The sequence below is a fragment of the Halohasta litchfieldiae genome (assembly GCF_002788215.1).
GTDB lineage: Archaea > Halobacteriota > Halobacteria > Halobacteriales > Haloferacaceae > Halohasta > Halohasta litchfieldiae.
In genome coordinates, this window is the sequence record NZ_CP024845.1 from 809293 (window position 1) to 832439 (window position 23147).

Here is a 23147-nt window from a genome sequence, read left to right on the forward strand (position 1 = left end):
GCTCGGTTCGGCAGTTAGGGGACCGCTGTGACCGTGTGGCCTAGTTCCTCGACGGCGTCGATGATCTCCTCGTGGTCGGCGGTCGCCTCGTAGTAGAAAACGAGGTCGAAGGTGCCCTCGCGGAGCAGTTGTTGACACTCCCAGACAAACTCCTCGTCGTCGACCGTCAGGCCATGGAACTGATTCGACGCGAAGTCGGTGTCGTCGTTGCCCGCATAGATGTAGGTCTCGCCTTTGTGCGTGTGGTCGGCAATGATCTCGTTCATGTCGACGGTGAGTTCGTGCATTTCGAGATCCTGATCACTCGTCAGATTGGTGTGGACGATCAGCCCGACGAGTTCGATCTCGCCGGGTTCGAGGAGTGCTTTGGTTCGCTGATAGAGGTCCGAATCGAGTGTGTCGCTCATATAGGCTCTGGAACGTCGACCAGTAAACGACTACCGATACAGCGATAGGAAACGGTACAAAGGTTTATTACTGATCTATTACACCTTTATGTATGACCGAGTCGGTCCGACGGTTCGTCGTGGGTCGTGACCGAACGGTAACGCGGCGGATTCTGGGTATCTCTGCGGTACTGACTGTCGCTGCCTTTGGGACGCTCGCGGTGCCAACGGTCTGGGCGGAGTACGTCTCGCCCAGCGGTGCCGAGACAATGCAGTTGGCCGCAGCGGTCGGCTTCGTGCTGTCGGTAATTGCGGCGGTGTATGTGGTTTCGAAAACCGCCGATATCAACCCCTACGTGCCGACTGCGGCCGTGTTCGTGGTATTCACAAGCTACGGCGTTACTGGTATCGTTACCGAGTTGCAACTCGTCTTTTTTATCGGTCCAGCGATCTTTTTAGGGATCCTCGTCGCGCTGTCGGCCTACGCTAATGACGGCGCGCTGGCCTCGCTGTCGGTCGTCTTCTTTCCGGTGTTGGGGTATATGATCAACGCACCCTACGGGATCGCCGAGAGCTTTGGTCTCCTCAATCGGTTCCGGGTCGCACTCGTCTTCAGTCTGATTTTCACCTTCACGATTGGGATCGCAGGCTTCCTCACCGGCTCGGTGATCCGGCGGCTCGTCGACTACGCCGATATAATCACCGTCGAAGAACTCAGACACCCCGACAGCGTCGACCCCGAGACGCCGACCGACCAGCTATCGAGCGACACCGAGACGGTCGACGAGTGACTGTTCAATGAACCAGCGTGTGGCCGGTCGGGAACCCGGCAATCGATCTATCGGTGGCTGGGGGACTCAGCGGGAAACGAGTTGAAGACTGTCAGGTCGACCGAACGGTTAAAACGGAAGCGAAAGGGGACGCCGACAGCGCAGTTAGTCGGAGGCAGCGACTGGCTCGCTTGCCTCGGCCATCGCCAGCACGTCGTCGAAGAAGTCCAACGAGTCGTGTGGGCCGGGGTTGGCTTCGGGGTGGTACTGGCGGGTGATGATCCCCAGTTCCTCGCTGGCCAGCCCTTCGGCGGTGTCGTCGTTGACGTTGATCTGTTTGACCTCTAGGTCACCGGGCTCGGAAACCGTGTAGCCGTGGTTCTGGGTCGTCATCACGACACGCCCGCTATCGAGATCACGAACCGGCTGATTGACGCCGCGGTGGCCGAAGGCCATCTTCTCAGTGTCGCCGCCGAAGGCGCGGGCGACGATCTGCTGGCCGAGACAGATGCCTGCAATCGGCAGTTCGCCGGCGAACTCCTCGACCAACGACTGGGCATTGGTGAAGTTGGCCGGGTCGCCGGGTCCGTTCGAGATGAACAGGACGTCGGGATCGATTTCTGCGACGTCCTCGGCGCTAACCGTACAGGGGAGCACGTGAACGTCAGCACCGCGCTCGTTGAGCGAGCTGATGATCGATCCTTTTGCTCCGCAATCGATGAGCGCCACATCGTAGGAGCCGTCACCGAGGTGGGTCGTCGACTCCGGCGTGGTGACCTGCGAGCCGATGTCGACGTGGTCGCTCATCGCCTTACACTCGGCGAGTTCGGCCTTGGCGTCCTCCGGCGTGACGTCTTCTCCGGCGACGATACCGCATTTCATCGCCCCTTCTTCCCTGATTGAGGTGACGAGATCTCGGGTTTCGATGTGGTCGATGGCTGGCACACCCTCGCTTTCGAGCCACGTCGCCACCGACTCGGTGAACTCGCGGGCGATGGCGGCACGGGGGTGAACACGACCCGACTCGAAGCGGTCGGCCCGGACCCCGTAGTTGCCAATCAGGGGGTACGAAAAGGTCAGGACCTGCTCCTCGTAGGAGGGATCGGTGAGACTTTCTTCGTACCCTGTATAGGCGGTTGTGAAAACCAGTTCTCCGCGTGTACGGCCCGGCGCGCGGCAGCGGGCTTCGAGCACGCGGCCGTCGGCCAGAGCGATGTAGGCGTCCGACATTACGAGTTACGTATCGTTCTTCGTTCTTAAGTGCGTCGTTCGAAGCTCAGCTACGAAATTCGTAATCCCTAACCCCTCCCATCCACACCGGGTTGTATGGACGACCTCGACCGGCGGATTCTCAATATTCTGCGACGGGACGCCCGGACGCCCTACACGGAGATCGCAGACCGGGTCGGCACCTCGGAAGGAACGGTGCGGAACCGCGTCGACCGCCTCACCAGCGAGGGGATCATCGAACGCTTTACTGTGACGACGCGAACGGGGAACGTCAAAGCGATGATCGAGGTATCGGTCGACATGAACGTCAACACGAGCGAAATCTCCGGGCGGATGGCCGACTGGGAGGAAGTCGATTTCGTCTGGCAGGTTTCGGGCGAGGACGATATCGTCCTTGTCGTCGACTGTGTCGACACGCAGGCAGTGAACGATCTCATCTCGCAGGCCCGCGAGATGGAGGAGGTCAAAGGGACGACGACGCGGCTGATTCTCGACGAGCGACTCGGCTGACTCCCGTGGAATTCGGGTACGGACAGTCGCGCGACGTATCGAACGCTTATTTATGCCACTGTGATATAGCCAACATATGAGTGCTGACGACGCCGCCGACGGCGAACGCCACGCAAACGCCGGACAGGACGTAATCGCGGTCGACGCTGACGACACCGAACAGGAACTCGTCAACCGACTCGACGCACACACCGGTGATGGCATCCGCCACCGCGCCTTTACCTGTCTCGTCTTCGACAGCGAGGGCCGCCTGCTGTTGGCCCAGCGGAGCCCCGACAAACGACTCTGGGACACCCACTGGGACGGCACCGTGGCCTCCCACCCCGTCGAGGGCCAGAGCCAGGAAGACGCCACCATCCAGCGACTCGAAGAGGAACTCGGCATCACGCCCGACCAGTACGGCGACGTGGAGGTCACCGACCGCTTCGAGTACAAACGCTACTACGAGAACGCCGGCGTCGAGTGGGAAGTCTGTGCAGTGCTGAAAGTCACCCTCGACGATACGACGCTCAATCCTGACGAAGACGAAATTGCCGGCCTACTGTGGGTCGACTACGACCACCTCCACGAGAACCCGCAGTGGTACCGTCAACTCCGTCTCTGTCCGTGGTTCGAGATCGCCATGCGTCGGGACTTCGCATAAAAACGGCTTACTGAGACGATTGGGTTTCGAATATCGCAGTCGTCGACCGGTACGGATTGCTATTTTGTTCGCGTTACCGATGTTCCTGTTTGCTTCCCGACGACCTTCACCGAAAATACGCGTTCGCGAGGGATGAGTTCGTAGACGTCCCGGCCGTCTTCTTCACCGGCTTTGACCCGCCAGTGGTCGGTGTCGTCTTCGTAGGAAATATCTGAGCTGGCAACGCTGTACTCGACCGGTCCGTCCGGCGTTTCGTATTTGATGACGGCCATACACGCAGATACAGCTATCGTCTGTTATACTTGACTCATACAGACGGGCTGTCAGGAGGGGAAAGCGTTTACCGTCACGGCTGAACGTCGAATACATATGAGTTTGGAGGATTTCACCGATGTCGACGAGGAGGCCGACGGCGACCGCGAGGCGTCGACCGATACCGATCCGGGTGGCGACGACACTGCCGAAACGGCTCCCAACCCCGACCCGGAGCCGAACGACGACGGATTCGAGGAGTACTCGGTGACCGTCGACGGCGAGGACGTCGGCCTCGGCGCGCTGTCGGTCGCCCAAGGGCTCCGAGTCAGCGAGGAGTCCGACGACACGATCCTCCGGGCGTTCGTAACGGCGGGCAACCGCGAGTCGGTCCGACTCGGCAAATATCTGCTCGTCCCGTATCCGGACGACGAAACCCTGTTTTGCCGAATTGTCGGGCTCGAATACGCCCAGGAGTTCCAGTCCGACGACGCCACCGAGATCCACGCCCGCCGCATGATGCGTAAATCGGGGATCGAGGAACGGGACTACAAGTTCATGGCCGAACTCGAACCGGTGGCCGTCCTTTATAAAGACTACGACGAGAACGGCGAGGCGGAACTCAAACGCCGGATGACCGACCGGGTCCCCAAACCCGGAGCCATCGTCACGGAAGCCACCGACAGCGCCGAAATCAAAACCGGACTCAAAATCCCCGAAGACGGCGTCTTCCTCGGCCATCTCTCGGTCGGTGGCGAGAAAGTCAGAACCGGTGCCACACCGCCAACTATCGACTACCGACTCAAGGACGACTACGACTCCGGCGACCCGCTCGTCTTCCGCCATACACTCGTCGCCGGTGGCACTGGCTCAGGGAAAACCCACGCCTCGAAAAACATCCTCCGGCAGTATTTGAGCGAGGATCGGGCCTACCCGATGGACGATGGCCGAACGGTTCAACCGGCGGTCGTCCAGTTCGATCCACAGGACGAGTACGCCCAGATGCACGACGACAACCCCGAGTTAGGCAGTGACTACGCCCGCAGGCTGGACCGCGAAGGCATCGCCTACGGCGGCGTCGACGACACCATCGCACTCGTCCCGAAGGAAGACGGCACCAGCTACGGTGGCGAGAACCACCGCGCCGAACGCATCGAGTTCACGATTCCGTTCTCGATGACCGAAAAACGGCCGTGGCTCGTCGCTGGAAGCAGTCTCAACGAAAACCAGTATCCAGCCCTCAGAAAGCTTTTAAACCGCTTTTTCAGTCAACACGGCAAGAGCGGCACCTACAGAGAGTTCAAAAATTTCCTCGACGATCCTGCGCTTAGAGAGGAACTCGACGAGTCGGGCCGCGTCCACGAGAAGACGTTCGACGCGGTCAAACGTCGAGTGTTATCGATGCCGTCGGGGATCTTCGATCAGTCGGCCAAACCGATCACCGAACTCGACCACCAGCTCGTCCGGCCGGGCGGGCTGACGGTCATCCCGACCTACCATCTGAGTTCAAGCCGCGCAAAGGAGCTGTTCGTGCTGGCGGTCTCAACGTATCTGATCGACGACAAACTCTCGAATACGCCCGACAGCGACCGAATCAAGGAGACCCCAATCGTTCTCGGGATGGACGAAGCCCACAACTTCCTCGACGAGGGCGACACCGTCCAGGCCCGCAAGGTGATCCAGAAGTTTACCGAGGCTGCCAAACAGGGTCGAAAGGAACGGCTCGGCCTGTTTTTGATCACGCAGGACCCACAGGATATCGCCGACGCGGTATTTAAACAACTGAACACCAAGCTGGTGTTGAATCTCGGTGACGAGGACGCGATCAACAGTGTGAATATTCCGTCGACACTCTCGTCGAAGGTGCCGTATATGGAAAAAGGCCAGCTCGTCGTCTACTCGCCCGACAACTCCGAACCGGTGGAGTTGATCGGACTGTCGACGTGTCTCACGCGCCACGGATAAGCGAATCCCCCGATTGGCTTACCGCTGGGCGTAGACCTGGATTTCGCCGGAGCCGGTGACGATGACGCCCCAGTCGCCGACGGAGAACCCGATGAAACAGGACCGCTGTGGTGCGGCGTTCGGTTCACGAACGATCAGTTCGAGGGCGTCGGGGTCGACGGCCTCGTACAGCGGCGGGAGGTCGAGTGGGTCTTCGCCGCTAACGGCGGCGAGTGCCTCGATAACAACCTCGGTGATCGATCTGCTCTGTGCTGGACTGTACTGCGTAACATAGTGGAGTTCCCCCTCCCCCTGGACTGCTGCATTAGACATACAAAAGACGGAACGACCGCAACGGCAATGAACATGCGCCCGTTATATACGCGCCTTTATAATCATCTCAGTAGTTCGCAGACAGTTTCTCCGTTGGCGGATGGTCGTACAGCGTTTTTTCGACAAGCGTTCGCAGCCCACGGCGGAGTCGACCGCCAGCCGCTGACGAGGAAATCTCCAACTGATCGGCAACACCCTGTAGCGAGGTGTCTCTGGGCTGATTGAAGTAGCCGGCCTCGTAGGCGGTTGTGAGTGCCTCGTGTTGGGAGGGGGTCAGTCCGTACGCTTGGCTGACGCCGTCATCGATCCGATAGAGTTTGCGAATCCTAGCACCCACACCCTTGTTCGAACAGTAGTCTCGGAACTGTTGGAGGGCGTCCATATTCGGGAGTTCGAGAACGGCATACCAGCCCCCTCGTCGCTGACGGCCTCGATAAGTCGCAGCCCCATCTCGACGGCCGTCGCAAGCACCAGATACTCCGTCGACACCAGATGTGTCCGATACACTCGAAACGCCGGTGTCGAAATCATGGTCGAAATGTCGGTCACCGTCGGATCCTCGGCGAGGACTGTTTCGAACGCCTCGAAGTCATCGCCGCGGACATGAAACAACAGAATATAGCTCCCCTCAGTCGCGATCAGTTGGTACTCCAGTTCGATATCCATCCCGGGACATCGCTCGATAGTCGGCGTCAACACGAGTTTTGGGTGTTCTAACAGTAGCTCGGCGATAAATCGCATCGCTAGTCAGTAACGGTACCGTCGGCTAAGGCCGTTCTCACCACGTAGTCGCCAGTTACTCGTTCGTTGTCTCTGAAGAATCGGCGGGCTGCTCGTCGGTCGCATCCCCAGTCGACTGTTCGTCCTGTCGATCCCCAGTCGACTCCGCGTCGGGTCCGGACTCCGCAGGGATGGCGTCGACCGAATCCGTTTCGGATGCCACCGAAATCACCTCGGTCGAGTCATCGCCGTCAGCCTCGGCCAGTGCCGAAAGCTGATCGCGAACCGCCGGTCGCTTGATCGTGCCGGAGGCGGTGCGGGGCAGTGCGTTGGTGACCGCGATCAGCCGCGGGAGTTTGTAGCCGGCGAGTCGCTCACGGCAGAACGTTTCGACCGACTCCTCGGAGAGCGTCTCGCGTTTCGGGACGACGAGGGCGGCTACCCGCTCGCCCCACGTCTCGTCAGGAATCCCGACGACCGCCGCCTCGTCGACCTCGGGATGGGAGCGAAGCAGCTCGACGATCTCGCCGGGATCGATATTTTCGCCGCCGCTGATGATCCGGTCGTCGAGCCGGTTGAGGACGTAGAGATACCCCTGCTCGTCGGTGTAACCGACGTCACCCGTGCGAAGCCCGTGTTCACAGAACGCATCGACGTTGGCGTCGACATCGCCGTAGTAGCCGGCGGTAACGGTCGGTCCGGAGACGACGATCTCGCCGCGCTGGCCGGATTCGACCGGCTGGCCGTCGTCGTCGACAAGCGTCAGTTCAGTCCACAACAGCGGTCGACCGACCGTCCCGTCGCGGTCGAAGGCCTGCTGGGGCCGAGCGGTCGCGATCTGGGAGGCGGTTTCGGTCATCCCGTAGGTCGGAAAGACGGGAATCGAGTAGTTCCGGCAGCGTTCGATCAGCGATTCGGGGGCGGGTGCGCCACCGAGCAGGACTGCCCGTAGGGAGTCCGACAGCGTCCCACGGCGTTCGAGCATCTCCGAGAGCATCGTCGGCACCAGCGAGACGACGCTGATATCGTATCGCTCGATGTCGTCGGCGACCGTGCCGGGATCGAACCCCGAACGCAAGACGACGGCAGTACCGTACAGCGTCGACCGCAACACCGGCGCGAGGCCGCCGACGTGGTAGAGCGCCAGCGTCAGGAGCCAGCGGTCGTCGGGATCGACCCCCAGACGGAACCCCGAGGCGGTCGCACTCGCGAGCATATTCCCCATCGTGAGCACGACCGCTTTCGGATCGCCCGTCGACCCCGAGGTAAACACCATTAGCTGCGGATCGTCGAACTCCCAGTCGACCGGCTCGACGGGCTCGGGCTCGACAGACCGAAACGACTGGACCTCCGCCCACTGGGGATCGTCGACCGAGGCGACGGGCGTCGAGCCGGCGGCCTCGACGGCAAGTTGTTCGGTGTCGGCCCCACAGACGAGCACCGAGAGATCACTGTGTTCGATCTGTCCGGCGAGTTCCGTGGCTGTTAATCGGTCATTAAATGGAACTAAACGAAGACCTAACCGCTGGGCGGCATGGACCAGACAGACCGACAGCAGCTGTGTCGACATGAGCATTCCGACGTGGTCGCCGGTCTCGATCCCGAGGGCAGCGAGTCGACCGGCGGTTTCGTCGACGGCGGCGTCGAGACCGCTGAATGACCACCGCGTGTCGGTGTCAGTGTCGATCAGGGCGAGATCCTCGGGGGTCGCAGTCACTCGGTGGGTGAGCCAGTCGTGCATTCAGTTGCGCCTCCGTCGGGTCGTCATTCGTCCTCCGCGCGGACTGTGAGGACAGGCATCTCTGCGCTTCGAACAATACGTTCGGTAACGCTCCCGAGGAGGTAGCGATCTAGACCGGTTCGACCGTGGGTCCCCATCACGATCAGGTCGATTTCGTTGGCTTCGGCGTAGTCGAGGATCCGCCTGTGTGGCGTGCCCGAGACGATTTCCGAGACGACATCGACACCGGCTGCCTCGGCGGTCTCGCTCACCTCGTCGAGAGCCAACTGCCCTTCCTCTCTGAGCGCGCCCATCACCGTCTCCGCGCCCGCATCGAGCGAGGGATAGGCGCTCGTGTCGACGACGTACAGCGTATGCAGTCGGGCATCCGAAAGCTCGGCGAGGTCGACGGCCTGCGAGACCGCTGCCTCCGAAGCTGGTCCCCCATCGGTCGGGAGGAGGATCTCACGATACATTTGCCTAAAGGCTCTCTCCGGCTGTACATAATCCCTTGGGCAGTGTCGATCCGACACAGTCGATAGCGGGAGGGTCCTGACTGAAGGAGAGACTCAACCGGTCCGTCATTCAGAGGTTGTCGACAACTGTGGATAGTGACGCTGTCTGTTGACAGTTAGTATGTCAATAATCGCAGCAACCACTCGTAATGTGACACTAACATCGGTATCCACTCGCCGTCAACTTCTTATATACAAGCCTTGTGACCGTTCTGCTATCACGTACATCTCATTTCGGTGGATACGGCCCACGTCATGCGGTTCGCTGACGCGATCCACACAACATTTATATACCTAGGACGATTACTACATGTTAGGAGCCTCACCGGCCGTTCTTCTTTTTCTGGCTTGGTGGGATCATCCGGGGGATACAATGAACGAAACATCTATCAGAAGCTACGACCGGGGTCGTGAACAGACAACTGAACAACGGGCCGACGAGCAGACTGACGAACAGCAGGCCGACGAGGAACTCAGCTGTCCGGAGTGTACCGGTCAGCTCATCACCGACGAGGAACACGGCGAGACCGTCTGTGTCGACTGTGGGCTCGTTGTCGAAGAGGATGCCGTCGACCGCGGGCCGGAGTGGCGCGCCTTCGACAGCTCACAGCGGGATTCGAAGTCGCGTGTGGGGGCACCGACGACAAAGATGATGCACGACAAGGGGCTGTCCACGAATATCGGCTGGCAGAACCGCGACGCCTACGGCAAGGCCCTCAGCTCGAACCAGCGTCGACAGATGCAGCGGCTCCGCACGTGGAACGAACGGTTCCGCACCCGTGACTCGAAAGAACGGAACCTCAAGCAGGCACTCGGCGAGATCGACCGCATGGCGAGCGCCCTTGGGCTGCCGAAAGCAGTCCGAGAGACCGCCTCGGTGATCTACCGCCGCGCGCTCGACGAGAACCTCCTGCCGGGACGCTCCATCGAAGGTGTGGCGACCGCATCGCTGTACGCTGCAGCTCGCCAGATGGGCAACCCGCGCAGCCTCGATGAGTTTGCCGCCGTCTCCAGAGTCGAAAAAATGGAGATGACCCGGACCTACCGCTATGTGGTCCGCGAACTCAAACTCGAAGTCAAACCCGCCGACCCCGAACAGTACGTCCCGCGGTTCGTTTCGCGGCTTGAACTCAGCGACGAGGTCGAACGCGAGGCCCGCTCGCTGCTGCGGGGCGCAAAGGAAGCAGGGATTACCAGCGGCAAATCACCGGTCGGACTTGCCGCCGCAGCTGTCTACGCCGCCGCACTGCTCACCAACCAGAAGGTAACCCAGAGTCAGGTCGGCACCGTCGCCGACATCTCCGAAGTGACGATCCGCAACCGGTACAAAGAGCTGCTGGAAGTCGACCACAGCGAACTGTTCAACTAATACAGTGCGCCCCTTCTCCGATGGTATCTGATGTGTGACACGTACACACAACGTTTTGTGAGTGGCACACGTTGTCATAGACCATGACGGAAGCCTTTGTTCGGCTCCGCTGTTCGGAGTGTGGAAAAGACTGGCAGAAGACACCGACTGGCCTACCGGACGTACGGTCGAACTTCAGCTGTCCGAACTGTCATGGGACCCGTCGGTTCGCGGAGTTCCTTCGAACGGAGCGGGACCTCGAAACGGTCAAACAGTTCCAAGAAGCCTGACCCAGTAGGTGGCTCCTACTCGCATAGTGGCCCCAGTTCGAGAGCCCTCATACAGCCCAGTCTCACACACCGACAGCCAGTAGTCGACGCCTACGATGACCGGTGGAGAGGCTGTGCGCGCAAGCAAACCGATGGCTATTTACACCAGATTGAGACCGTAATCCAAGGGAACATCATCATTCTTTAGTATCGAAACGGCCGATATTCGGGTATATAGACTCCATATATGAGTTCCTTGTTAACTCGTCTCAAGATAGTACTATAACCCTTCGGTCGCTACGAGAGTTTGCTCATGAAGAAGCAGGAGCTCATTCACCTACACGGCCTGCTTGCCGAGGTACGTACTCAGTGTGAGGCGTGGGAAGGCGATTTCACACTCACTGAATACGAAACACTTGGCATCAAGCCGACTTCGATCCACAAGTCAAAGACCGATCACAAAGCAGCTGTTTTCAAACTGGCAAAGGGAATCACATCCTCGATGGCCGAGGCCGAAGCGGAATCCGAACCGCTGGCTCCCAACGCGGACTAACACTCCAACAGTCTTCTACAGCTTTTAGCCACTGAGCCGCGGCTCTATTCTGTTAAACGAGTCAGTTGGCGAATCGGGATCGCTGATTATTCGTCACCGTCCCCAAATGCAGGTTTCGACGCACGGTAGGCGGTGACTACGCCGGCTGAGAACGACCTGAACCAGACACACGGATACGATTACGATCCGTTCGAATCCGAGTCGGTGTCGACACCCGACTGAAGTCGGTCGGCGATTTCCGAGCCAATGGTCCGTGGATCGGCTTCGGTAATCTCGATACTGTCGCCGACGGTAATCGTCCCCGAAGAGAGGACGCGGGCACAGATCCCACCGCGATCCTCGCCGAGTGCACGGGCAACACCCCCCTCGTCGGCAACATGCTCGACGTGCCTACAGGGTGGTCGTGGTCGCGTCCCACGGAGTTCGACAGTGCCGATGCGAAACGTCGTCTCAAGCAGATCATGGAGTTTCACGCCACGAGTAACGATGTTACGGCGATGTCGACCATCCCAGAGATCGATCCCGAACGTCTCATGGATCGTCTCGATGGCTTCGGCTTCGAGCAGCGTTATCTCACACACGTCGTACGGCGAGTAGTAGCCCGTTCCCTGAAGATAGCGGTCACCCACGAGACCGCCGTCGACTGCTTCGACTGACTCGTGTGACTCCATCGGCTCACCCTCGTTCGGAGTCGTATACAGCTGTGCAACCGTTCCCATAGCTGGTGTAGAACCCGTCACGCTGTAACTCTCACGCCGAGCGAGTGAGCCGAACGTCGAGACAGACGTTCAGCTCATGCGGTGCGTAGGATTTCACGACGTGTTCAGTTTCGACCGTAACCTCGTAGGTTGGTTCGGCCGCCGCCCGAATCGCTTCGATCCCGGGACCGAAGGGGTCCGAATCGTGCTGAATATCGTAGTAGTGAATTACACACTCCTCGCCCGCGAGGTCGACGGCGGTCTCGACGAACTCGTCGGCCGAGTGGGGGAGATTCATCACGAGCCGGTCGGCCCACCCGCGGTAGTCGTCGACTACCGCTCTCACGTCGCCCGAGATTGCTGTTATAGACTCATTAACGCCGTTTCGTCGGGCGTTCTCTTGGAGATAGTCGATGGCCGTCTCGTTGAGGTCGACGGCGACGACTTCGGCCCCCCGGCTGGCCGCCGGGATCGCGAACGGGCCGACACCGGCGAACATATCCAAGACGTGTTCGCCCGCTTCGATTTGGTCGATGACACGGTGGCGCTCGGTCGCCAATCGTGGCGAAAAGTAGACTGCTGCGAGATCCAGCAGGAACTCGTGGCCGTATTCGCGGTGGACGGTCTCGGTCGGCGACCGGTCGACGGTCTCGTCTGTCTCTCGCTCGGCCAACACCTCCCAGTCGCGGACTCGGAGTTCACCTTTGATCTTCGAGGCCCGGTTGAGAACCGAGCGGGCAGGCAGATCCGACTCCATCACTGCCTCGGCGATCTCGGCTGCGCGGTTGGGATCGTCCTCGTCGACGATGACGACATCGCCCAGCCGTTCGAGCGAGGGCTCGTAGCCAAGGCTATCGGCCGGGGTCTGGACCGTTCGGCGCGCTGGAAGGTCGCGGAACTGTGTCTCGAAGCGGTCGGGCACGCCGTCGACGGTCGTCACCGGAATGTAGAGCGTGTCGTCCTCAGCGACGATCTGGTGGTCGTCGTCGAGCACACCCGCTTCGGCCAGCAGTTGTCGACTCTCCTCGCCGTCTTCCGGCAGGACGGCGATACAGGGAACCTCCATACGGATTAGTCGGCGGGCGGTATGAGTAAGGGTGACGTTTCGGCGCGGTGTCGACAACGGGGTGTTTTAGGCCGCCGGTGTCGAACGGTCGACCAATGAAAGATGGGGAGTTTCCGGAGCCCAAACCCGGGCCATCGTGGGAGCAGTTGCGAGTTCGGCTGGCCTGTAGTGGGGGTGTTGCAGTGTTCCAGATCGTCGTCTTCTGGGATTTTCTCGTCCAGTCGCGTCCGTTTCTGTGGCCGCCGGTCGAGCCGGTAACGCAGTGGGTGAGTTTTCTCATGGTCTCGGCTGGCTCGTTCGTCGTTATCTCGGGGCTGTTCGGCACGCTCATTGCGGATCAAATTTATAAGCGATATCTCGACACCGAGACGTAATCCGTTGTGGGGGTCGTCCTCAGTCGTCGACAGGGTTGTCGGAGAGTGCCGTCACCCGCGGTGACTCGGTTGTCGTGTCCTCCGAGACGACCGTTCGGGCATCGAACGCCTGTTTAAGCGTCTCCTCTGTGAGTACCGACGTTGGGCTCCCGGCGGCAACGATTGCTCCATCGGCGAGCACCACCAGTCGGTCACAGTATCGAGCCGCGTGGTTGAGGTCGTGGATCGCCGCCACCGCCGCCGTCCCGTCGTCGACAGTCGACCGAACCAGATCCAACGTCTTGATTGCGTGGTTGATATCGAGGTTCGCTGTCGGCTCGTCGAGCAACAACAGCGGGGTATCCTGTGCGAGTGCCCGTGCGAGCAACACACGCTGTCTCTCGCCACCACTCAGGTCGGTCACTGGTCGCTCCCTGAACGTCGAGAGCTCCGTTTCTGCGATGGCATCCGCGACCAGTTTTCGATCCGTCTCGCTTGCGGTGCCGAACCGACTAATGTGGGGGTTCCGACCCATCGCCACCGCCTGTTCGACCGAGAAGGAAAACGAGAGCCGTGTCTCCTGTGGCACTGTTGCAACGAGTCGACCGATCTCCCGCGCCGAGAGCCCGTCGACCCGCTGGCCGTCGACAGTGACGGTTCCCCGTGTCGGCTGCACGCTCCCTCGAATCGCCCGGAGTAGCGTCGTTTTTCCGGCTCCGTTCGGACCGATAAGTCCGACGAGTTCGCCTGTCTCGGCGGTCATCGAGACGTCCGAGAGGATTTCGGTCCCACCGAGGTCGACCGAGAGATCGTCGACAGCAAGCACCGGGTTGCTCATAGCTCGTGGACCTCCCGGCTCCGAAGTAGATAGAGGAAGAAGGGAGCGCCTACTGCCGCAGTGACGATCCCGACCGGAATCTCAGTTGTACCCGCTCGGGCAACCGTGTCAGTGAGAACGAGAAACGACGCGCCCGCCAGTGCAGCGGCGGGTAACAGCACCCGGTGGTCGGGGCCGACGACGAGCCGGACCATATGTGGAACGATCAGCCCAACAAACCCGATGACGCCGGAGACGGCAACCGCCGCCGCGGTGAGGACCGCCGACACCGCAAGCAGGATTCGCTTGGTGCGCTCGACTTCGACACCGAGTCCGTGGGCGGCTTCCTCGCCGAGCAGGAGGACGTTGAGATCGCGCGCATATGCGAGCAGGATGCCGAACAGTATCGGGACGATGAGGAGCGTAGTCGTGACATCCGCCCAGCCAGCGTTGCCGAGATGACCCATCAGCCAGTAGACGACCGCTCGGAGCCCGTCACCGCTGTGAAGCTGCAAGAAAGCGATCACTGCGCCGAGAAACGCCTGAATAGCGACCCCCGCAAGCAGGAGCGTCGCAACCGGTGTCCGGCCACTCTCGGTGGCAATCGCATACACGCCGAACGCCGCCAACAGAGCACCGATGAAGGCCGCACCCTGAAGCCCGAGTCCGAACGGAATCGCCATCGTGACAACCAGAAACGCGACCGCACCGGCCGCCGCGCCCGAGGAAACGCCGATGATCGAGGGGTCGGCCATCGGATTCCGGAAAAACCCCTGCATGACGGTACCCGCGGCCGCGAGTGCGAAGCCCACGAGCGCCGCCAACAGGATTCTGGGGAGTCTGACCCGCATGACGATGAGTTGGTGTGTAGCGTCGACGCTATAGGCGAACGGTGAATACCACTGCAGCCCCGGGGTCGGCAGCTGAAGCATGCCAGCCACCGACGTCCCGGTGAACTCGATACCGGTCGGCACCGCTACTGCGTTGAGCAGTATCTGTAACACTTCGAGGGGATGGATCGAGATCGGGCCGATACCCGCACCCACCGTAATGACGACCGCGAGCGCGGCGGCTAACCATCCCGACCAGCCCACCGCACGCCCTCGCACATCCATGAATGAAAGCCACCTTGCAGTAGTCAAATACTTATTGACTTCCCACCGAAACAGATGTAATGAGACAATCGTCGCGGATTCTCGTACTCCTTCTCGTTGTCATTGCTGCTGTCGGCGTCGTGCCGGCGACTGTCGCGGGCCAGTCGACCGATACCAACCAAACTGAATTTCCGATCACGCTCACCGATGCGACCGGGACCGAGGTGACGATCACCGAGCGCCCCGAGCGTGTCACGACGACCAATCCGAGCGCCGCGCAGGTGATGTGGGAACTCGACGCCGAATCACAGGTCGTCGGGCTCTCGAAGTTCGCTCACTATCTGGATGGGGCCGAAAGTCGACAGAACGTCTCCTCGACTGATTTCGGCGTGAGTATCGAACGTGTCGTCGATACTGAGCCGGATCTCGTGCTGGCACCGAACTCAACCGGCACGGAGACCGTCGAGAGACTGCGAGAGACTGGACTTACGGTGTACCACTTCCCGGAGGCGACCGACTTCGCGGACGTCAAATCCAAGACGCTGACAATCGGGCAGTTGACCGGCAACGAGCAGGCGGCCGTCGAGACAAACAGGTGGGTCGACGCCAACGTCGAAGCCGTGTCGGCTGCGACCGCGGATGCTGACCGTCCCCGACTCATGTACCCCCTGTTGAGTGATTTCGCGGTCGGCGGTGGCACCTTTATCGACGAAATTATCAGTGCGTCAGGTGCCGAGAACGTTGCCGCCGAAGAGTTTGACGGCTACAAGATGGTCAGCGACGAGACAGTGATCACGCTTGATCCGGAGGTCGTGATCGTCACTGACCAGACAGAAGGGAGGATTCTCACAGCCGAACCCTACTCGCTGACAACCGCTGGGCAGACCAACCAATCGGTGTTCCTTGAGGTCAACTACATCAACCAACCGGCCCCGCGAAGCCTCGTCTACTCCACACGGAACCTGACCGCACAGCTCCATCCGGGGCTGTACAACGAGTCGGATTTCGTCAGTCGCGAGGCCGCGGCCAATATGACCCTGTCGACCGAGACGGATACTGAATCCGAGGATGTCGAGACCAACGTCACCGAAACCGGACCGGACAATACGACCAGTGATTCGGTGGGTGATGAAACCGGACCAGACAATACGACCAGTGATTCGGCGGCTGACGAAACCGGGGTTTCGACGCCCGGGTTCGGCGTGACTGTGGCGGTGGTGTCGCTGATCGGCGGGAGCCTGCTGGCGCGCCGTCGCACGACGTGAGGCGGCCAAGCGACCAAAGACAGTCGTAACGGTATTACCACAGCGCCGCCGTTGTCCTTCATATGGTCGAAAACGTGCTGTGGCCCGCCTACTTCGATGCCGGGCTGACGCGGTCGGAGGGTCGACGGGTGCCGATGGATCTCGCAGTCGACGAACCAACGGTCGACGAGGTGGCCGAAGCCGTCCAGCAGGTCGGCTACGACGCGATCATCGAACGCGACAAAACCTACTCACGGGAGTTCGAGCCACGCGGTCGGGTGCTTGTCAAGGGTGCCGACGACACAAAAAACGATCTGGTCCAAGCAATCGGCGCTTACGTCGAACTGCTCCGAGACTAATGCGCCGGATTGGCACCGTCGACCGAACGGCACAGGGACTCGCCATCGTGAACGTCGACAGTGACGACGTCCCCGACATCGGCCTGATGGTCATCAACGAGTCACTGACGACCGTCGGCCGGATCGTCGACGTGTTCGGCCCCGTCGATGGACCCTATGTGGCGATCACGCCGACCTCGTCGACCGGACTCACCGAACTGGTCGGGACGAAACTGTACGCTCGCTGACCAGCCGCAAACACAACGCCCAAACCCCCCTCGCACCAAGCCGACGATATGTTTCCCCGGGAGTACCGCGGTGTCGCGGGTGCTGTCCTGCTGTTTCTGCTGATCCAGCTTGGCTCACTCGCCTTGGTCCAGACCTTTTTCGAACAGGGGTATCAGGCGGTCGAAAACCCCGACGATCCAACCAACAGTCTGCTGTACATCGGTGCCATCCTGCTGGCGACACTCGGCTTTCTGGCCGCTTTTAAATACGATCTCGACTGGATCGTGCGCGTCGTCATCGTCGCCACCAGCGGACTGCTGTCGTGGTACGTCTTCAGCGCGATCTTCCCGATGGTGGTGGCGGTCGCACTGGGGTCGATAGTCGCCGTCGCGCTGTGGGTTTACCCCGAGTGGTACGTTGTCGACACCGCCGGGGTGTTGATGGGTGCAGGCGCGGCCGGGCTGTTCGGCATCACCTTCGGACTCCTCCCCGCGTTGGTCCTGCTGTCGGTGCTGGCGGTGTACGACGCGATCAGCGTTTATAAAACCGAACACATGCTCGATCTCGCCGACGGCGTCATGGACCTCCGCATTCCTGCGATCCTCGTGATCCCGCTCACGCTGTCGTACTCACTGTTTGACGAAGACACGAAGATGAGTGCGACAGCCGACGATACCGACGAGACAGCTAATATCGAAGACGATGACGCCACCGAGCAGGCGGTCGACACCGACGAGGACGACGACCGAGATGTGTTTTTCATCGGTCTCGGCGATGCGGTGATTCCGGGCGTACTCGTTGCCAGTGCCGCCTTCTTCTCGCCAGCCCCGCAGTTTGCGGTGCCGATAATCGAACTCAACCTTCCGGCACTGCTCGCGCTGATTGGCACGATTGGCGGGCTGATCGTGTTGATGGGGATGGTGATGAAAGGCAGAGCCCACGCCGGGCTCCCGCTGCTCAACGGTGGCGCAATCGGTGGCTATCTCATCGGGTCGTTGCTGGCTGGGATCTCACTGCTCGAAACACTGGGACTGACCGGCTTCATATAAGAGTAGTCGCCTGCTACCGGCGTCCGACACCACACGGGTCTCCGCCGATCTCATCGACCGATCAGTCGTCGACGCCCTCTCGGATTTTGACCGCCATCCCGCTGTGGAAGTCAGCCATGCCGTCGGCTGACAGTTCGGCTCGGCCAACTGCCAAGAGGTCGCCCCGCTCGTGGACAACTAACACCTCATCGCCCGGTCGAATCTCCGAGTCGACGTCGGTGACGAACTTCGCAAACGCGTTTTTCCCGTCTCGAACGAACGGCTCGGACTCATCGCCGACGACCACCCGATTCGCCGGGGCAGCAAGCCCATCGAGGAGTCGACGCCCGCCGGCGATAGCGAGCCGAAACCGGCCGTCGACGCCGTAGGAAACCAGTCGTGCGTCGTCGGTGTGGATCTGCCGCGGTCGACCACCGGACGACCGGCGGACCTCGAAGCGTTCGTCGGTCGGGAACAGCGACGTTCCGGCCCCCGCACCGAACTGGTAGTCCGCGATAGTACGTAGCTCATCGATATCACGGGCCGGGCTGCTGTCGCCACTGTCATCGGTGGCGTCGGCGTCCGGAACCGCAGTCGACACGGAGTCGTCGCTCATATCAACTGGTTCGGGTCAGCACACAAAAACAAGCTGATTCGGCCGGTGGCGGCCGGTTAGTTCGGAACGATCCAACTGCGGAGCGCCAGCAGAAGCCCGAACAGAACGAGCCCGATCACGATCCCCGCCAGTGTACTATTAAGAACAACCCGACCGATAGCGAGTCCGACTGCACCGCCGAAAATGAACGGGATCGCCATCGCTTCGATCTGTTCGGGGGAAACCATTTATAAGAGGTAGGTGTCTTCTTCCTCGGAGAGATCGGTGAACTCGTCGGTCGCTTCGATCAGTTCCTCGGCGGTCGAGGATTTGAACGCCATCACTTCGACTTTGACGCCCTCGTGGCGGAGATGCGAGCAGAGCCGCGAGAAGTCGCCGTCGCCCGTACAGAGGACGACCGTGTCGACGTGGTTGGCCAGCGTGACTGCATCTAGACTCATCCCAACGTCCCAGTCGGCCTTCTTCGACCCATCGCCAAACGTTTTGATCTCCTTGATCTTGGTTTCAAAGCCGATGTCGATCAGCGCATCGAAAAATTTCTCCTCTTCAGGAGAATCCGCCCGGATAACGTAGGCAATCGCTCGCGTCAGTTCGCGGTCCGAAACGGCCTCGCTGAGCAGCGAGGAGTAGTCGATGTTCCGGGAGTACAGACTCTGTGCAGTATGGTAGAGGTTCTGTGAGTCGGCCAGCACGGCGACCCGTTGGTTCGGGTGAATATCAGTCATTGTCCTCGCCGATGACACAGCGTAGCTCCGAGCGCATGTACTCGCCAATCGAAGCGAGCAGTCCCGGCGCGTCGGTACCGTCGCCACAGATTATGGACTGTTCGAGCAGGCCGAGTCGCTCAACGGTGACGATATCCTGAGCGTGACCGGCGCGGTTGACTGTCGCCCGAACCTCACCGCGTGTGGCGCTGTTGACGTTGACGCGACCGCGGCCACGACTCCAGTCGTACAGTCGGTCGACTTCCTCGTCGGCCAGCCGCGAAGGCTCGCCGTAGACGAACGTCATCGGGAGATGCTGGACGAGGCCGAACCGCTCGCGGATCTGAGAGGGCGTTCCCTGTCCGAGTCCGAGTTCGTCGGCCGGAATCCGAACTTTCTCACCGGCATCGAGAGTGATTCCGTCTTCGTCCCACGATTCAAGGGTTCCGACGTAGGTTTCGCCTTCGGTGAAGTGGTCGGTGATCTCACCCCAGCGTTCGCCCAGCACGTTCCGGGCAGCGGTTGCGTCGTCGCCGGTTAGGGTAACAGTAACAAAGTCGTCTCTGCGGACACCGATTTCGGCGTCGACGCTGAGTTGGTGGATGTCGTTTTCGATCAGTGAACCGAGACTCTTGAGTGCGCGTTCGCGGGCATCGCCCTCGACATAACACTTTGTGGCAAGAACAACCATTAGGCGTGAATGTCCACGTTGAGTTCGTCACGAAGGGCGTCGACTCGGTCCTCCAAGGCGTCGACGAGTCGGTCGTTGTCCATCGATTCGAGCGGGGAGGCACACTCCGGACATTCGAAGCCGAAGTCCATCGCCTCACCGAACTCGAAGCGGATCGAACACACCTCACAGAGATAGAACTCGTGCATGCGTTCGTACTCTTCGCGCTCCTCGATTGCCTCAAGAAGGCGGTGCATCTCCTCTTCGAGGTTCTCGGGAATGTTGTCGTAGTGGAACGTCCACAGATAGGTCAACCAGCCCGAATCCTCGTCGCGGAGCCGACGGTAGGAGGCCAGATCGTTCTCGTAGAGGATGAACAGCGCACGGCGAACCGTGTTCAGTTCGAGATCCAACTGCTCTGCCAGCTCTTCGTCCGTTACTTCGCCATCCGGCGGGGCCGCCGCCACGGGCATCCCCTCCGGTCCAACCAGTTCGTGGAGGTACTTCTGGATAACCGGGTCGTTCAGCAGATCCTCAAAAGCCATTACACGACATTCGGCGGTGTACTCGGTTAAAAGCACCGAACCGCCCCTATGGTCGCGTTAGGAATCGCTTGTTCGATCCGGCTCGTTGTCCCCGTCGACCACTTTTTTGCCGGTCGACTGGGGGATGACCTGATTGTCGGCGTCGACCCACTGTTGATCGAGTTCCCGACCCGCAAAGAGGCGGTCAAGGAAGACAGCCAGTCCTGCGACCTCCGAGTGTGGCTGGTTGGTCACCCCGACGTTCCAGTCGGCGTATTCGTAGATCTCGAACGGTACCTTCTCGCCACCGACGACGATCATCAGTGGTTCGCTGTCGAGGGCGGTTCGAACGTCGGCTTCGATCTCCTGGACCGGGAGGCCATACATCGTGAGATGGACAACGTTGCCCTCCCAGTTGCGAATGATCGCCCCGAGGCTGTCGCTCTGTTCGATTTCGAAAGGACCACCGAACCGATCAGTGATATCTTTGACCGTCTCGACGGATTGCCCCGCGTTGTCGGGAACGATCACCCGGTCGGCACCGAGCGCGCGGGCAGTGAGTCCGACATGGGTCGTCATTCGTTCGTCACGGCCGGGACGGTGGCCGTAGCGAACGACGACGACCTCGTGTGTCTCCTGCATACTGCCGTCGACTCGGCCAACTGGCCTGTGGGTTTCGTTTTTGTATTAGTCGACGCCTACTGGGTCGACCACACTCTTTACCCAGCAGTAGTAACTGGCTACTGTATGGTATCTGTTGGCGATCAGGCACCCGATTTCACTGCACCGTTGGTCACTGACGGCGAGACCGAAGCCACGACGCTCACCGACCAGCTCGGGTCGGGACCGGTCGTCTTGGCGTTCTTTCCGGCGGCGTGGTCGACCACGTGTACGGCCGAACTCTGTACGTTCCGCGACAATCTCTCACAGTTTACCGATCTCGAGGCGACGGTGTTCGGCATCAGCACCGATACCTCGTATGCGCTCGAACAGTTCCGCGAGGATGAAGGCCTCACCTTCGGGCTGATCAGCGACAACGACGGCGCGATCATCGAGGCCTACGATCTGGTCGACGACCAGTCGTTCGCGTATAAAGGTATGAAGGGGGTTGCCACCCGCTCGGTATTTATTGTCGACGAGGCAGGCACCGTCCAGTATGTCTGGATCGCCGACGACCCCGGACAACAGCCCGACTACGAGGCAGTGGTCGAGGCCGTCGCGGAGTTGGCGGTCTAATCGGGCAACACAAGCCGAGTGTTTTTGCCGAGTGGGGCGCAATAAAAGCCGAATGACCGACGCCAAGCAGTCGACGTTTGAGTACGATCCCGACGCCGACCATCCGTATCCCGACGAGCGGGTAAACGAAATACTCCCGATTGTGACCTCCGACCCCGAGATCATCACCTATCTCTCGGCCCAAAACGTCAACGCTGTCACCCGAAAACAGTACAGCGACCACGGCCCCAAACACATCGAGATCGTTCGGAACCGCGCGATCCGACTGTACGAACTGCTTAAACAGGGTGGGGTCGAGTTCAACGGTGCGCTCGAACAGGGGTTGGATGAATCCTTCGAGCCAGTGATTATCGTGCTTGCGGCGACGCTCCACGACATCGGTCACGTCGTCCACCGGGACAGCCACTCCTACTACTCGATCCCGTTGGCTGCCGACATACTCGACCGACTGCTGCCGGACCTCTACGGCACCGAAACGGCCGTTCGGGTCAAAGCCGAGGTGCTCCACGCGATCCTCTGTCACCACACCGAGGAGACCCCACTCACCAAGGAGGCTGGTATTATTCGCATCGCCGACGGCCTCGATATGGAACGCGGGCGCTCACGAATTCCCTACCAGAGCGGTGGTCGCGGGATCAATACCCTCTCCAGTCAGGCGATCCAGAACGTCCGCCTCGTCGAAGGAGATGAAACCCCGGTCCTCGTCGAGATCGAGATGATAAACGCCGCCGGAGTCTATCAGGTCGACAGTCTCCTGAAGGCGAAACTCAAAGACTCGCTGCTCGAAGAGGAGGTGCGGATCGTCGCGATCAACACGAAAGCCGACGATATGTTGGTCGAACGAATTGAGCTGTAGCTGTTTGGCCGCGGCGATAAGTACGACACGTCAAACGCTGGACCCAATATATTAGGCCCCGTTCTTATTTCCCACTGGTACCTAACTATAAATACGAACAGTCCCAGACAGTCCCCTCCAATGTCCAACTCTCATCCCCCCACACAGACGGACGCCAGTACACTACTCACAGACACGATTCGTCGACGGATCTGCTCGATTCTCACCGATCCGGACCCACCCGTGTCGGAACGGGATCTGGCAGGCGAACTCGCAGCGCGGTGTCTCGACACGCCAGCCAACGAGATCACGCCCGACCAGCGACAGCAACAACTGATTCAACTCCACCACCATCAACTCCCCAAGCTCGCTGACTACGGATTGGTCACCTACGACCAGTCGATGCGAACGGTCTCGATAACTGATGCGGGCCGCGAGGCACTGGCGGCTGTCTCCGACGGCCAACAAAACCCGCGTGCAGCCGTGACGGTCACGAACTGACC

Annotated in this window: 33 protein-coding genes; 15 read left to right on the forward strand and 18 right to left on the reverse strand. The window is 60.4% G+C overall.

Features of this window, described 5'->3' with window-relative positions; all coding sequences use genetic code 11:
- Positions 1–14: 14 nt before the first annotated feature.
- Positions 15–407: a DUF5778 family protein gene (locus HALTADL_RS04060; protein WP_089671751.1), complete on the reverse strand. Its 393-nt coding sequence runs from the start codon at positions 405–407 to the stop codon at positions 15–17.
- 92 nt (positions 408–499) lie between these two features.
- On the opposite strand from HALTADL_RS04060, the gene HALTADL_RS04065 reads away from it, so the two are divergent.
- Complete coding sequence (locus HALTADL_RS04065) at positions 500–1177, forward strand: hypothetical protein (RefSeq protein ID WP_089671750.1); 678 nt, start codon at positions 500–502, stop codon at positions 1175–1177.
- 144 nt (positions 1178–1321) lie between these two features.
- On the opposite strand, the gene carA is transcribed toward HALTADL_RS04065, so the two are convergent.
- On the reverse strand, positions 1322–2386 hold the full coding sequence (gene carA / locus HALTADL_RS04070; protein WP_089671748.1) for a glutamine-hydrolyzing carbamoyl-phosphate synthase small subunit: 1065 nt from the start codon (positions 2384–2386) through the stop codon (positions 1322–1324).
- Positions 2387–2482: 96 nt separating this feature from the next.
- On the opposite strand from carA, the gene HALTADL_RS04075 reads away from it, so the two are divergent.
- The gene (locus HALTADL_RS04075; RefSeq protein WP_089671746.1) at positions 2483–2896 is read left to right on the forward strand and encodes an Lrp/AsnC family transcriptional regulator; all 414 of its coding nucleotides are present in this window, start codon (positions 2483–2485) and stop codon (positions 2894–2896) included.
- A gap of 76 nt (positions 2897–2972) precedes the next feature.
- Positions 2973–3539, forward strand: a complete 567-nt coding sequence (locus HALTADL_RS04080) for an NUDIX hydrolase (RefSeq protein WP_089671744.1) — start codon at positions 2973–2975, stop codon at positions 3537–3539.
- 59 nt (positions 3540–3598) lie between these two features.
- Here HALTADL_RS04080 and HALTADL_RS04085 read toward each other — a convergent pair whose 3' ends face one another.
- Positions 3599–3811, reverse strand: coding sequence for a hypothetical protein (locus HALTADL_RS04085; RefSeq protein WP_089671742.1), 213 nt, complete (start codon positions 3809–3811; stop codon positions 3599–3601).
- 97 nt (positions 3812–3908) lie between these two features.
- On the opposite strand from HALTADL_RS04085, the gene HALTADL_RS04090 reads away from it, so the two are divergent.
- Entirely contained in the window at positions 3909–5756 is a 1848-nt protein-coding gene (locus tag HALTADL_RS04090; RefSeq protein ID WP_089671740.1) for an ATP-binding protein, read from the forward strand.
- An 18-nt stretch (positions 5757–5774) separates the two neighbouring features.
- Here the strand turns inward: HALTADL_RS04090 and HALTADL_RS04095 are convergent, their stop codons facing one another.
- From HALTADL_RS04095 to HALTADL_RS04110, 5 genes are all read right to left on the reverse strand, one after another.
- Complete coding sequence (locus HALTADL_RS04095; protein ID WP_089671738.1) at positions 5775–6068, reverse strand: HalOD1 output domain-containing protein; 294 nt, start codon at positions 6066–6068, stop codon at positions 5775–5777.
- 67 nt (positions 6069–6135) lie between these two features.
- A complete protein-coding gene (locus HALTADL_RS17615; RefSeq protein ID WP_218143655.1) occupies positions 6136–6405 on the reverse strand; it encodes a helix-turn-helix domain-containing protein in 270 nt (89 codons plus the stop codon).
- Entirely contained in the window at positions 6342–6809 is a 468-nt protein-coding gene (locus HALTADL_RS04100) for a bacterio-opsin activator domain-containing protein (RefSeq protein ID WP_218143654.1), read from the reverse strand. The genes HALTADL_RS17615 and HALTADL_RS04100 overlap by 64 nt, the downstream gene beginning before the upstream one ends.
- 55 nt (positions 6810–6864) lie before the next feature.
- Positions 6865–8529 carry an o-succinylbenzoate--CoA ligase gene (menE, locus tag HALTADL_RS04105; RefSeq protein ID WP_089671736.1) on the reverse strand — a complete coding sequence of 555 codons (1665 nt, stop codon included), beginning with the start codon at positions 8527–8529 and terminating at the stop codon, positions 6865–6867.
- Between the two features lie 23 nt (positions 8530–8552).
- A complete protein-coding gene (locus HALTADL_RS04110) occupies positions 8553–8984 on the reverse strand; it encodes a universal stress protein (RefSeq protein WP_089671734.1) in 432 nt (143 codons plus the stop codon).
- A 412-nt stretch (positions 8985–9396) separates the two neighbouring features.
- Between HALTADL_RS04110 and HALTADL_RS04115 the strand changes: the two genes are divergently transcribed.
- The 3 genes from HALTADL_RS04115 (at position 9397) to HALTADL_RS04125 (ending at position 11193) form a co-directional block, all read left to right on the forward strand.
- Complete coding sequence (locus tag HALTADL_RS04115) at positions 9397–10392, forward strand: transcription initiation factor IIB (RefSeq protein ID WP_089671732.1); 996 nt, start codon at positions 9397–9399, stop codon at positions 10390–10392.
- A gap of 83 nt (positions 10393–10475) precedes the next feature.
- Positions 10476–10661 carry a DUF7836 family putative zinc-binding protein gene (locus tag HALTADL_RS04120; RefSeq protein WP_089671730.1) on the forward strand — a complete coding sequence of 62 codons (186 nt, stop codon included), beginning with the start codon at positions 10476–10478 and terminating at the stop codon, positions 10659–10661.
- Positions 10662–10953: 292 nt separating this feature from the next.
- Entirely contained in the window at positions 10954–11193 is a 240-nt protein-coding gene (locus tag HALTADL_RS04125; RefSeq protein WP_089671729.1) for a UPF0058 family protein, read from the forward strand.
- 179 nt (positions 11194–11372) lie between these two features.
- Here HALTADL_RS04125 and HALTADL_RS04130 read toward each other — a convergent pair whose 3' ends face one another.
- Positions 11373–11912: an MOSC domain-containing protein gene (locus HALTADL_RS04130; RefSeq protein ID WP_089671728.1), complete on the reverse strand. Its 540-nt coding sequence runs from the start codon at positions 11910–11912 to the stop codon at positions 11373–11375.
- A 31-nt stretch (positions 11913–11943) separates the two neighbouring features.
- The gene (locus tag HALTADL_RS04135; protein WP_089671727.1) at positions 11944–12957 is read right to left on the reverse strand and encodes a class I SAM-dependent methyltransferase; all 1014 of its coding nucleotides are present in this window, start codon (positions 12955–12957) and stop codon (positions 11944–11946) included.
- 95 nt (positions 12958–13052) lie between these two features.
- Between HALTADL_RS04135 and HALTADL_RS04140 the strand changes: the two genes are divergently transcribed.
- Positions 13053–13331, forward strand: a complete 279-nt coding sequence (locus tag HALTADL_RS04140; RefSeq protein WP_089671726.1) for a hypothetical protein — start codon at positions 13053–13055, stop codon at positions 13329–13331.
- Positions 13332–13350: 19 nt separating this feature from the next.
- Here HALTADL_RS04140 and HALTADL_RS04145 read toward each other — a convergent pair whose 3' ends face one another.
- Both HALTADL_RS04145 and btuC read right to left on the reverse strand, forming a co-directional pair.
- On the reverse strand, positions 13351–14148 hold the full coding sequence (locus tag HALTADL_RS04145; protein ID WP_089671725.1) for a heme ABC transporter ATP-binding protein: 798 nt from the start codon (positions 14146–14148) through the stop codon (positions 13351–13353).
- Positions 14145–15242 (reverse strand): vitamin B12 ABC transporter permease BtuC, encoded by a 1098-nt coding sequence (gene btuC, locus HALTADL_RS04150; RefSeq protein WP_089671724.1) that lies wholly within the window; start codon positions 15240–15242, stop codon positions 14145–14147. Before btuC ends, HALTADL_RS04145 begins: the two co-directional genes overlap by 4 nt.
- Positions 15243–15301: 59 nt before the next feature.
- Between btuC and HALTADL_RS04155 the strand changes: the two genes are divergently transcribed.
- From HALTADL_RS04155 to HALTADL_RS04170, 4 genes are all read left to right on the forward strand, one after another.
- Positions 15302–16486, forward strand: a complete 1185-nt coding sequence (locus tag HALTADL_RS04155) for a PGF-CTERM-anchored ABC transporter substrate-binding protein (protein WP_089671723.1) — start codon at positions 15302–15304, stop codon at positions 16484–16486.
- A 62-nt stretch (positions 16487–16548) separates the two neighbouring features.
- A complete protein-coding gene (srp19, locus tag HALTADL_RS04160) occupies positions 16549–16824 on the forward strand; it encodes a signal recognition particle subunit SRP19 (protein WP_089671722.1) in 276 nt (91 codons plus the stop codon).
- Complete coding sequence (locus tag HALTADL_RS04165; RefSeq protein ID WP_089671721.1) at positions 16824–17051, forward strand: H/ACA ribonucleoprotein complex subunit GAR1; 228 nt, start codon at positions 16824–16826, stop codon at positions 17049–17051. Before srp19 ends, HALTADL_RS04165 begins: the two co-directional genes overlap by 1 nt.
- A 48-nt stretch (positions 17052–17099) precedes the next feature.
- Complete coding sequence (locus tag HALTADL_RS04170) at positions 17100–18080, forward strand: presenilin family intramembrane aspartyl protease PSH (protein WP_089671720.1); 981 nt, start codon at positions 17100–17102, stop codon at positions 18078–18080.
- 61 nt (positions 18081–18141) lie between these two features.
- Here HALTADL_RS04170 and HALTADL_RS04175 read toward each other — a convergent pair whose 3' ends face one another.
- Genes HALTADL_RS04175 through HALTADL_RS04195 form a run of 6 tightly spaced genes read right to left on the reverse strand, consistent with a single transcriptional unit; the run spans position 18142 to position 21215 of the window.
- Positions 18142–18675, reverse strand: a complete 534-nt coding sequence (locus HALTADL_RS04175; protein ID WP_089671719.1) for a PUA domain-containing protein — start codon at positions 18673–18675, stop codon at positions 18142–18144.
- Between the two features lie 56 nt (positions 18676–18731).
- A complete protein-coding gene (locus HALTADL_RS17180; protein WP_162551664.1) occupies positions 18732–18902 on the reverse strand; it encodes a hypothetical protein in 171 nt (56 codons plus the stop codon).
- Positions 18903–19400: a LabA-like NYN domain-containing protein gene (locus tag HALTADL_RS04180; protein ID WP_089671718.1), complete on the reverse strand. Its 498-nt coding sequence runs from the start codon at positions 19398–19400 to the stop codon at positions 18903–18905.
- A complete protein-coding gene (locus HALTADL_RS04185) occupies positions 19393–20070 on the reverse strand; it encodes a DUF2110 family protein (RefSeq protein ID WP_089671717.1) in 678 nt (225 codons plus the stop codon). The genes HALTADL_RS04180 and HALTADL_RS04185 overlap by 8 nt, the downstream gene beginning before the upstream one ends.
- The gene (locus tag HALTADL_RS04190; protein WP_089671716.1) at positions 20070–20594 is read right to left on the reverse strand and encodes a transcription factor; all 525 of its coding nucleotides are present in this window, start codon (positions 20592–20594) and stop codon (positions 20070–20072) included. The genes HALTADL_RS04185 and HALTADL_RS04190 overlap by 1 nt, the downstream gene beginning before the upstream one ends.
- A 57-nt stretch (positions 20595–20651) precedes the next feature.
- Positions 20652–21215, reverse strand: a complete 564-nt coding sequence (locus tag HALTADL_RS04195) for a tRNA (cytidine(56)-2'-O)-methyltransferase (protein WP_089671715.1) — start codon at positions 21213–21215, stop codon at positions 20652–20654.
- Between the two features lie 105 nt (positions 21216–21320).
- Here HALTADL_RS04195 and HALTADL_RS04200 point away from each other — a divergent pair, with 105 nt between their 5' ends.
- From HALTADL_RS04200 to HALTADL_RS04210, 3 genes are all read left to right on the forward strand, one after another.
- Positions 21321–21809 carry a redoxin domain-containing protein gene (locus HALTADL_RS04200; protein ID WP_089671714.1) on the forward strand — a complete coding sequence of 163 codons (489 nt, stop codon included), beginning with the start codon at positions 21321–21323 and terminating at the stop codon, positions 21807–21809.
- Between the two features lie 52 nt (positions 21810–21861).
- Positions 21862–22665, forward strand: a complete 804-nt coding sequence (locus HALTADL_RS04205) for an HD domain-containing protein (RefSeq protein ID WP_089671713.1) — start codon at positions 21862–21864, stop codon at positions 22663–22665.
- Positions 22666–22785: 120 nt separating this feature from the next.
- A complete protein-coding gene (locus tag HALTADL_RS04210; RefSeq protein ID WP_089671712.1) occupies positions 22786–23145 on the forward strand; it encodes a DUF7344 domain-containing protein in 360 nt (119 codons plus the stop codon).
- Positions 23146–23147 lie beyond the last annotated feature (2 nt).

Coding starts and splice junctions, on each gene's coding strand:
- HALTADL_RS04060 (WP_089671751.1), bottom strand. CDS start 407: ATGAGCGACACACTCGATTCGGACCTCTATCAGCGAACCAAAGCACTC.
- HALTADL_RS04065 (WP_089671750.1), top strand. CDS start 500: ATGACCGAGTCGGTCCGACGGTTCGTCGTGGGTCGTGACCGAACGGTA.
- carA (WP_089671748.1), bottom strand. CDS start 2,386: ATGTCGGACGCCTACATCGCTCTGGCCGACGGCCGCGTGCTCGAAGCC.
- HALTADL_RS04075 (WP_089671746.1), top strand. CDS start 2,483: ATGGACGACCTCGACCGGCGGATTCTCAATATTCTGCGACGGGACGCC.
- HALTADL_RS04080 (WP_089671744.1), top strand. CDS start 2,973: ATGAGTGCTGACGACGCCGCCGACGGCGAACGCCACGCAAACGCCGGA.
- HALTADL_RS04085 (WP_089671742.1), bottom strand. CDS start 3,811: ATGGCCGTCATCAAATACGAAACGCCGGACGGACCGGTCGAGTACAGC.
- HALTADL_RS04090 (WP_089671740.1), top strand. CDS start 3,909: ATGAGTTTGGAGGATTTCACCGATGTCGACGAGGAGGCCGACGGCGAC.
- HALTADL_RS04095 (WP_089671738.1), bottom strand. CDS start 6,068: ATGTCTAATGCAGCAGTCCAGGGGGAGGGGGAACTCCACTATGTTACG.
- HALTADL_RS04100 (WP_218143654.1), bottom strand. CDS start 6,809: ATGCGATTTATCGCCGAGCTACTGTTAGAACACCCAAAACTCGTGTTG.
- menE (WP_089671736.1), bottom strand. CDS start 8,529: ATGCACGACTGGCTCACCCACCGAGTGACTGCGACCCCCGAGGATCTC.
- HALTADL_RS04110 (WP_089671734.1), bottom strand. CDS start 8,984: ATGTATCGTGAGATCCTCCTCCCGACCGATGGGGGACCAGCTTCGGAG.
- HALTADL_RS04115 (WP_089671732.1), top strand. CDS start 9,397: ATGAACGAAACATCTATCAGAAGCTACGACCGGGGTCGTGAACAGACA.
- HALTADL_RS04120 (WP_089671730.1), top strand. CDS start 10,476: ATGACGGAAGCCTTTGTTCGGCTCCGCTGTTCGGAGTGTGGAAAAGAC.
- HALTADL_RS04125 (WP_089671729.1), top strand. CDS start 10,954: ATGAAGAAGCAGGAGCTCATTCACCTACACGGCCTGCTTGCCGAGGTA.
- HALTADL_RS04130 (WP_089671728.1), bottom strand. CDS start 11,912: ATGGGAACGGTTGCACAGCTGTATACGACTCCGAACGAGGGTGAGCCG.
- HALTADL_RS04135 (WP_089671727.1), bottom strand. CDS start 12,957: ATGGAGGTTCCCTGTATCGCCGTCCTGCCGGAAGACGGCGAGGAGAGT.
- HALTADL_RS04140 (WP_089671726.1), top strand. CDS start 13,053: ATGAAAGATGGGGAGTTTCCGGAGCCCAAACCCGGGCCATCGTGGGAG.
- HALTADL_RS04145 (WP_089671725.1), bottom strand. CDS start 14,148: ATGAGCAACCCGGTGCTTGCTGTCGACGATCTCTCGGTCGACCTCGGT.
- btuC (WP_089671724.1), bottom strand. CDS start 15,242: ATGGATGTGCGAGGGCGTGCGGTGGGCTGGTCGGGATGGTTAGCCGCC.
- HALTADL_RS04155 (WP_089671723.1), top strand. CDS start 15,302: ATGAGACAATCGTCGCGGATTCTCGTACTCCTTCTCGTTGTCATTGCT.
- srp19 (WP_089671722.1), top strand. CDS start 16,549: ATGGTCGAAAACGTGCTGTGGCCCGCCTACTTCGATGCCGGGCTGACG.
- HALTADL_RS04165 (WP_089671721.1), top strand. CDS start 16,824: ATGCGCCGGATTGGCACCGTCGACCGAACGGCACAGGGACTCGCCATC.
- HALTADL_RS04170 (WP_089671720.1), top strand. CDS start 17,100: ATGTTTCCCCGGGAGTACCGCGGTGTCGCGGGTGCTGTCCTGCTGTTT.
- HALTADL_RS04175 (WP_089671719.1), bottom strand. CDS start 18,675: ATGAGCGACGACTCCGTGTCGACTGCGGTTCCGGACGCCGACGCCACC.
- HALTADL_RS17180 (WP_162551664.1), bottom strand. CDS start 18,902: ATGGTTTCCCCCGAACAGATCGAAGCGATGGCGATCCCGTTCATTTTC.
- HALTADL_RS04180 (WP_089671718.1), bottom strand. CDS start 19,400: ATGACTGATATTCACCCGAACCAACGGGTCGCCGTGCTGGCCGACTCA.
- HALTADL_RS04185 (WP_089671717.1), bottom strand. CDS start 20,070: ATGGTTGTTCTTGCCACAAAGTGTTATGTCGAGGGCGATGCCCGCGAA.
- HALTADL_RS04190 (WP_089671716.1), bottom strand. CDS start 20,594: ATGGCTTTTGAGGATCTGCTGAACGACCCGGTTATCCAGAAGTACCTC.
- HALTADL_RS04195 (WP_089671715.1), bottom strand. CDS start 21,215: ATGCAGGAGACACACGAGGTCGTCGTCGTTCGCTACGGCCACCGTCCC.
- HALTADL_RS04200 (WP_089671714.1), top strand. CDS start 21,321: ATGGTATCTGTTGGCGATCAGGCACCCGATTTCACTGCACCGTTGGTC.
- HALTADL_RS04205 (WP_089671713.1), top strand. CDS start 21,862: ATGACCGACGCCAAGCAGTCGACGTTTGAGTACGATCCCGACGCCGAC.
- HALTADL_RS04210 (WP_089671712.1), top strand. CDS start 22,786: ATGTCCAACTCTCATCCCCCCACACAGACGGACGCCAGTACACTACTC.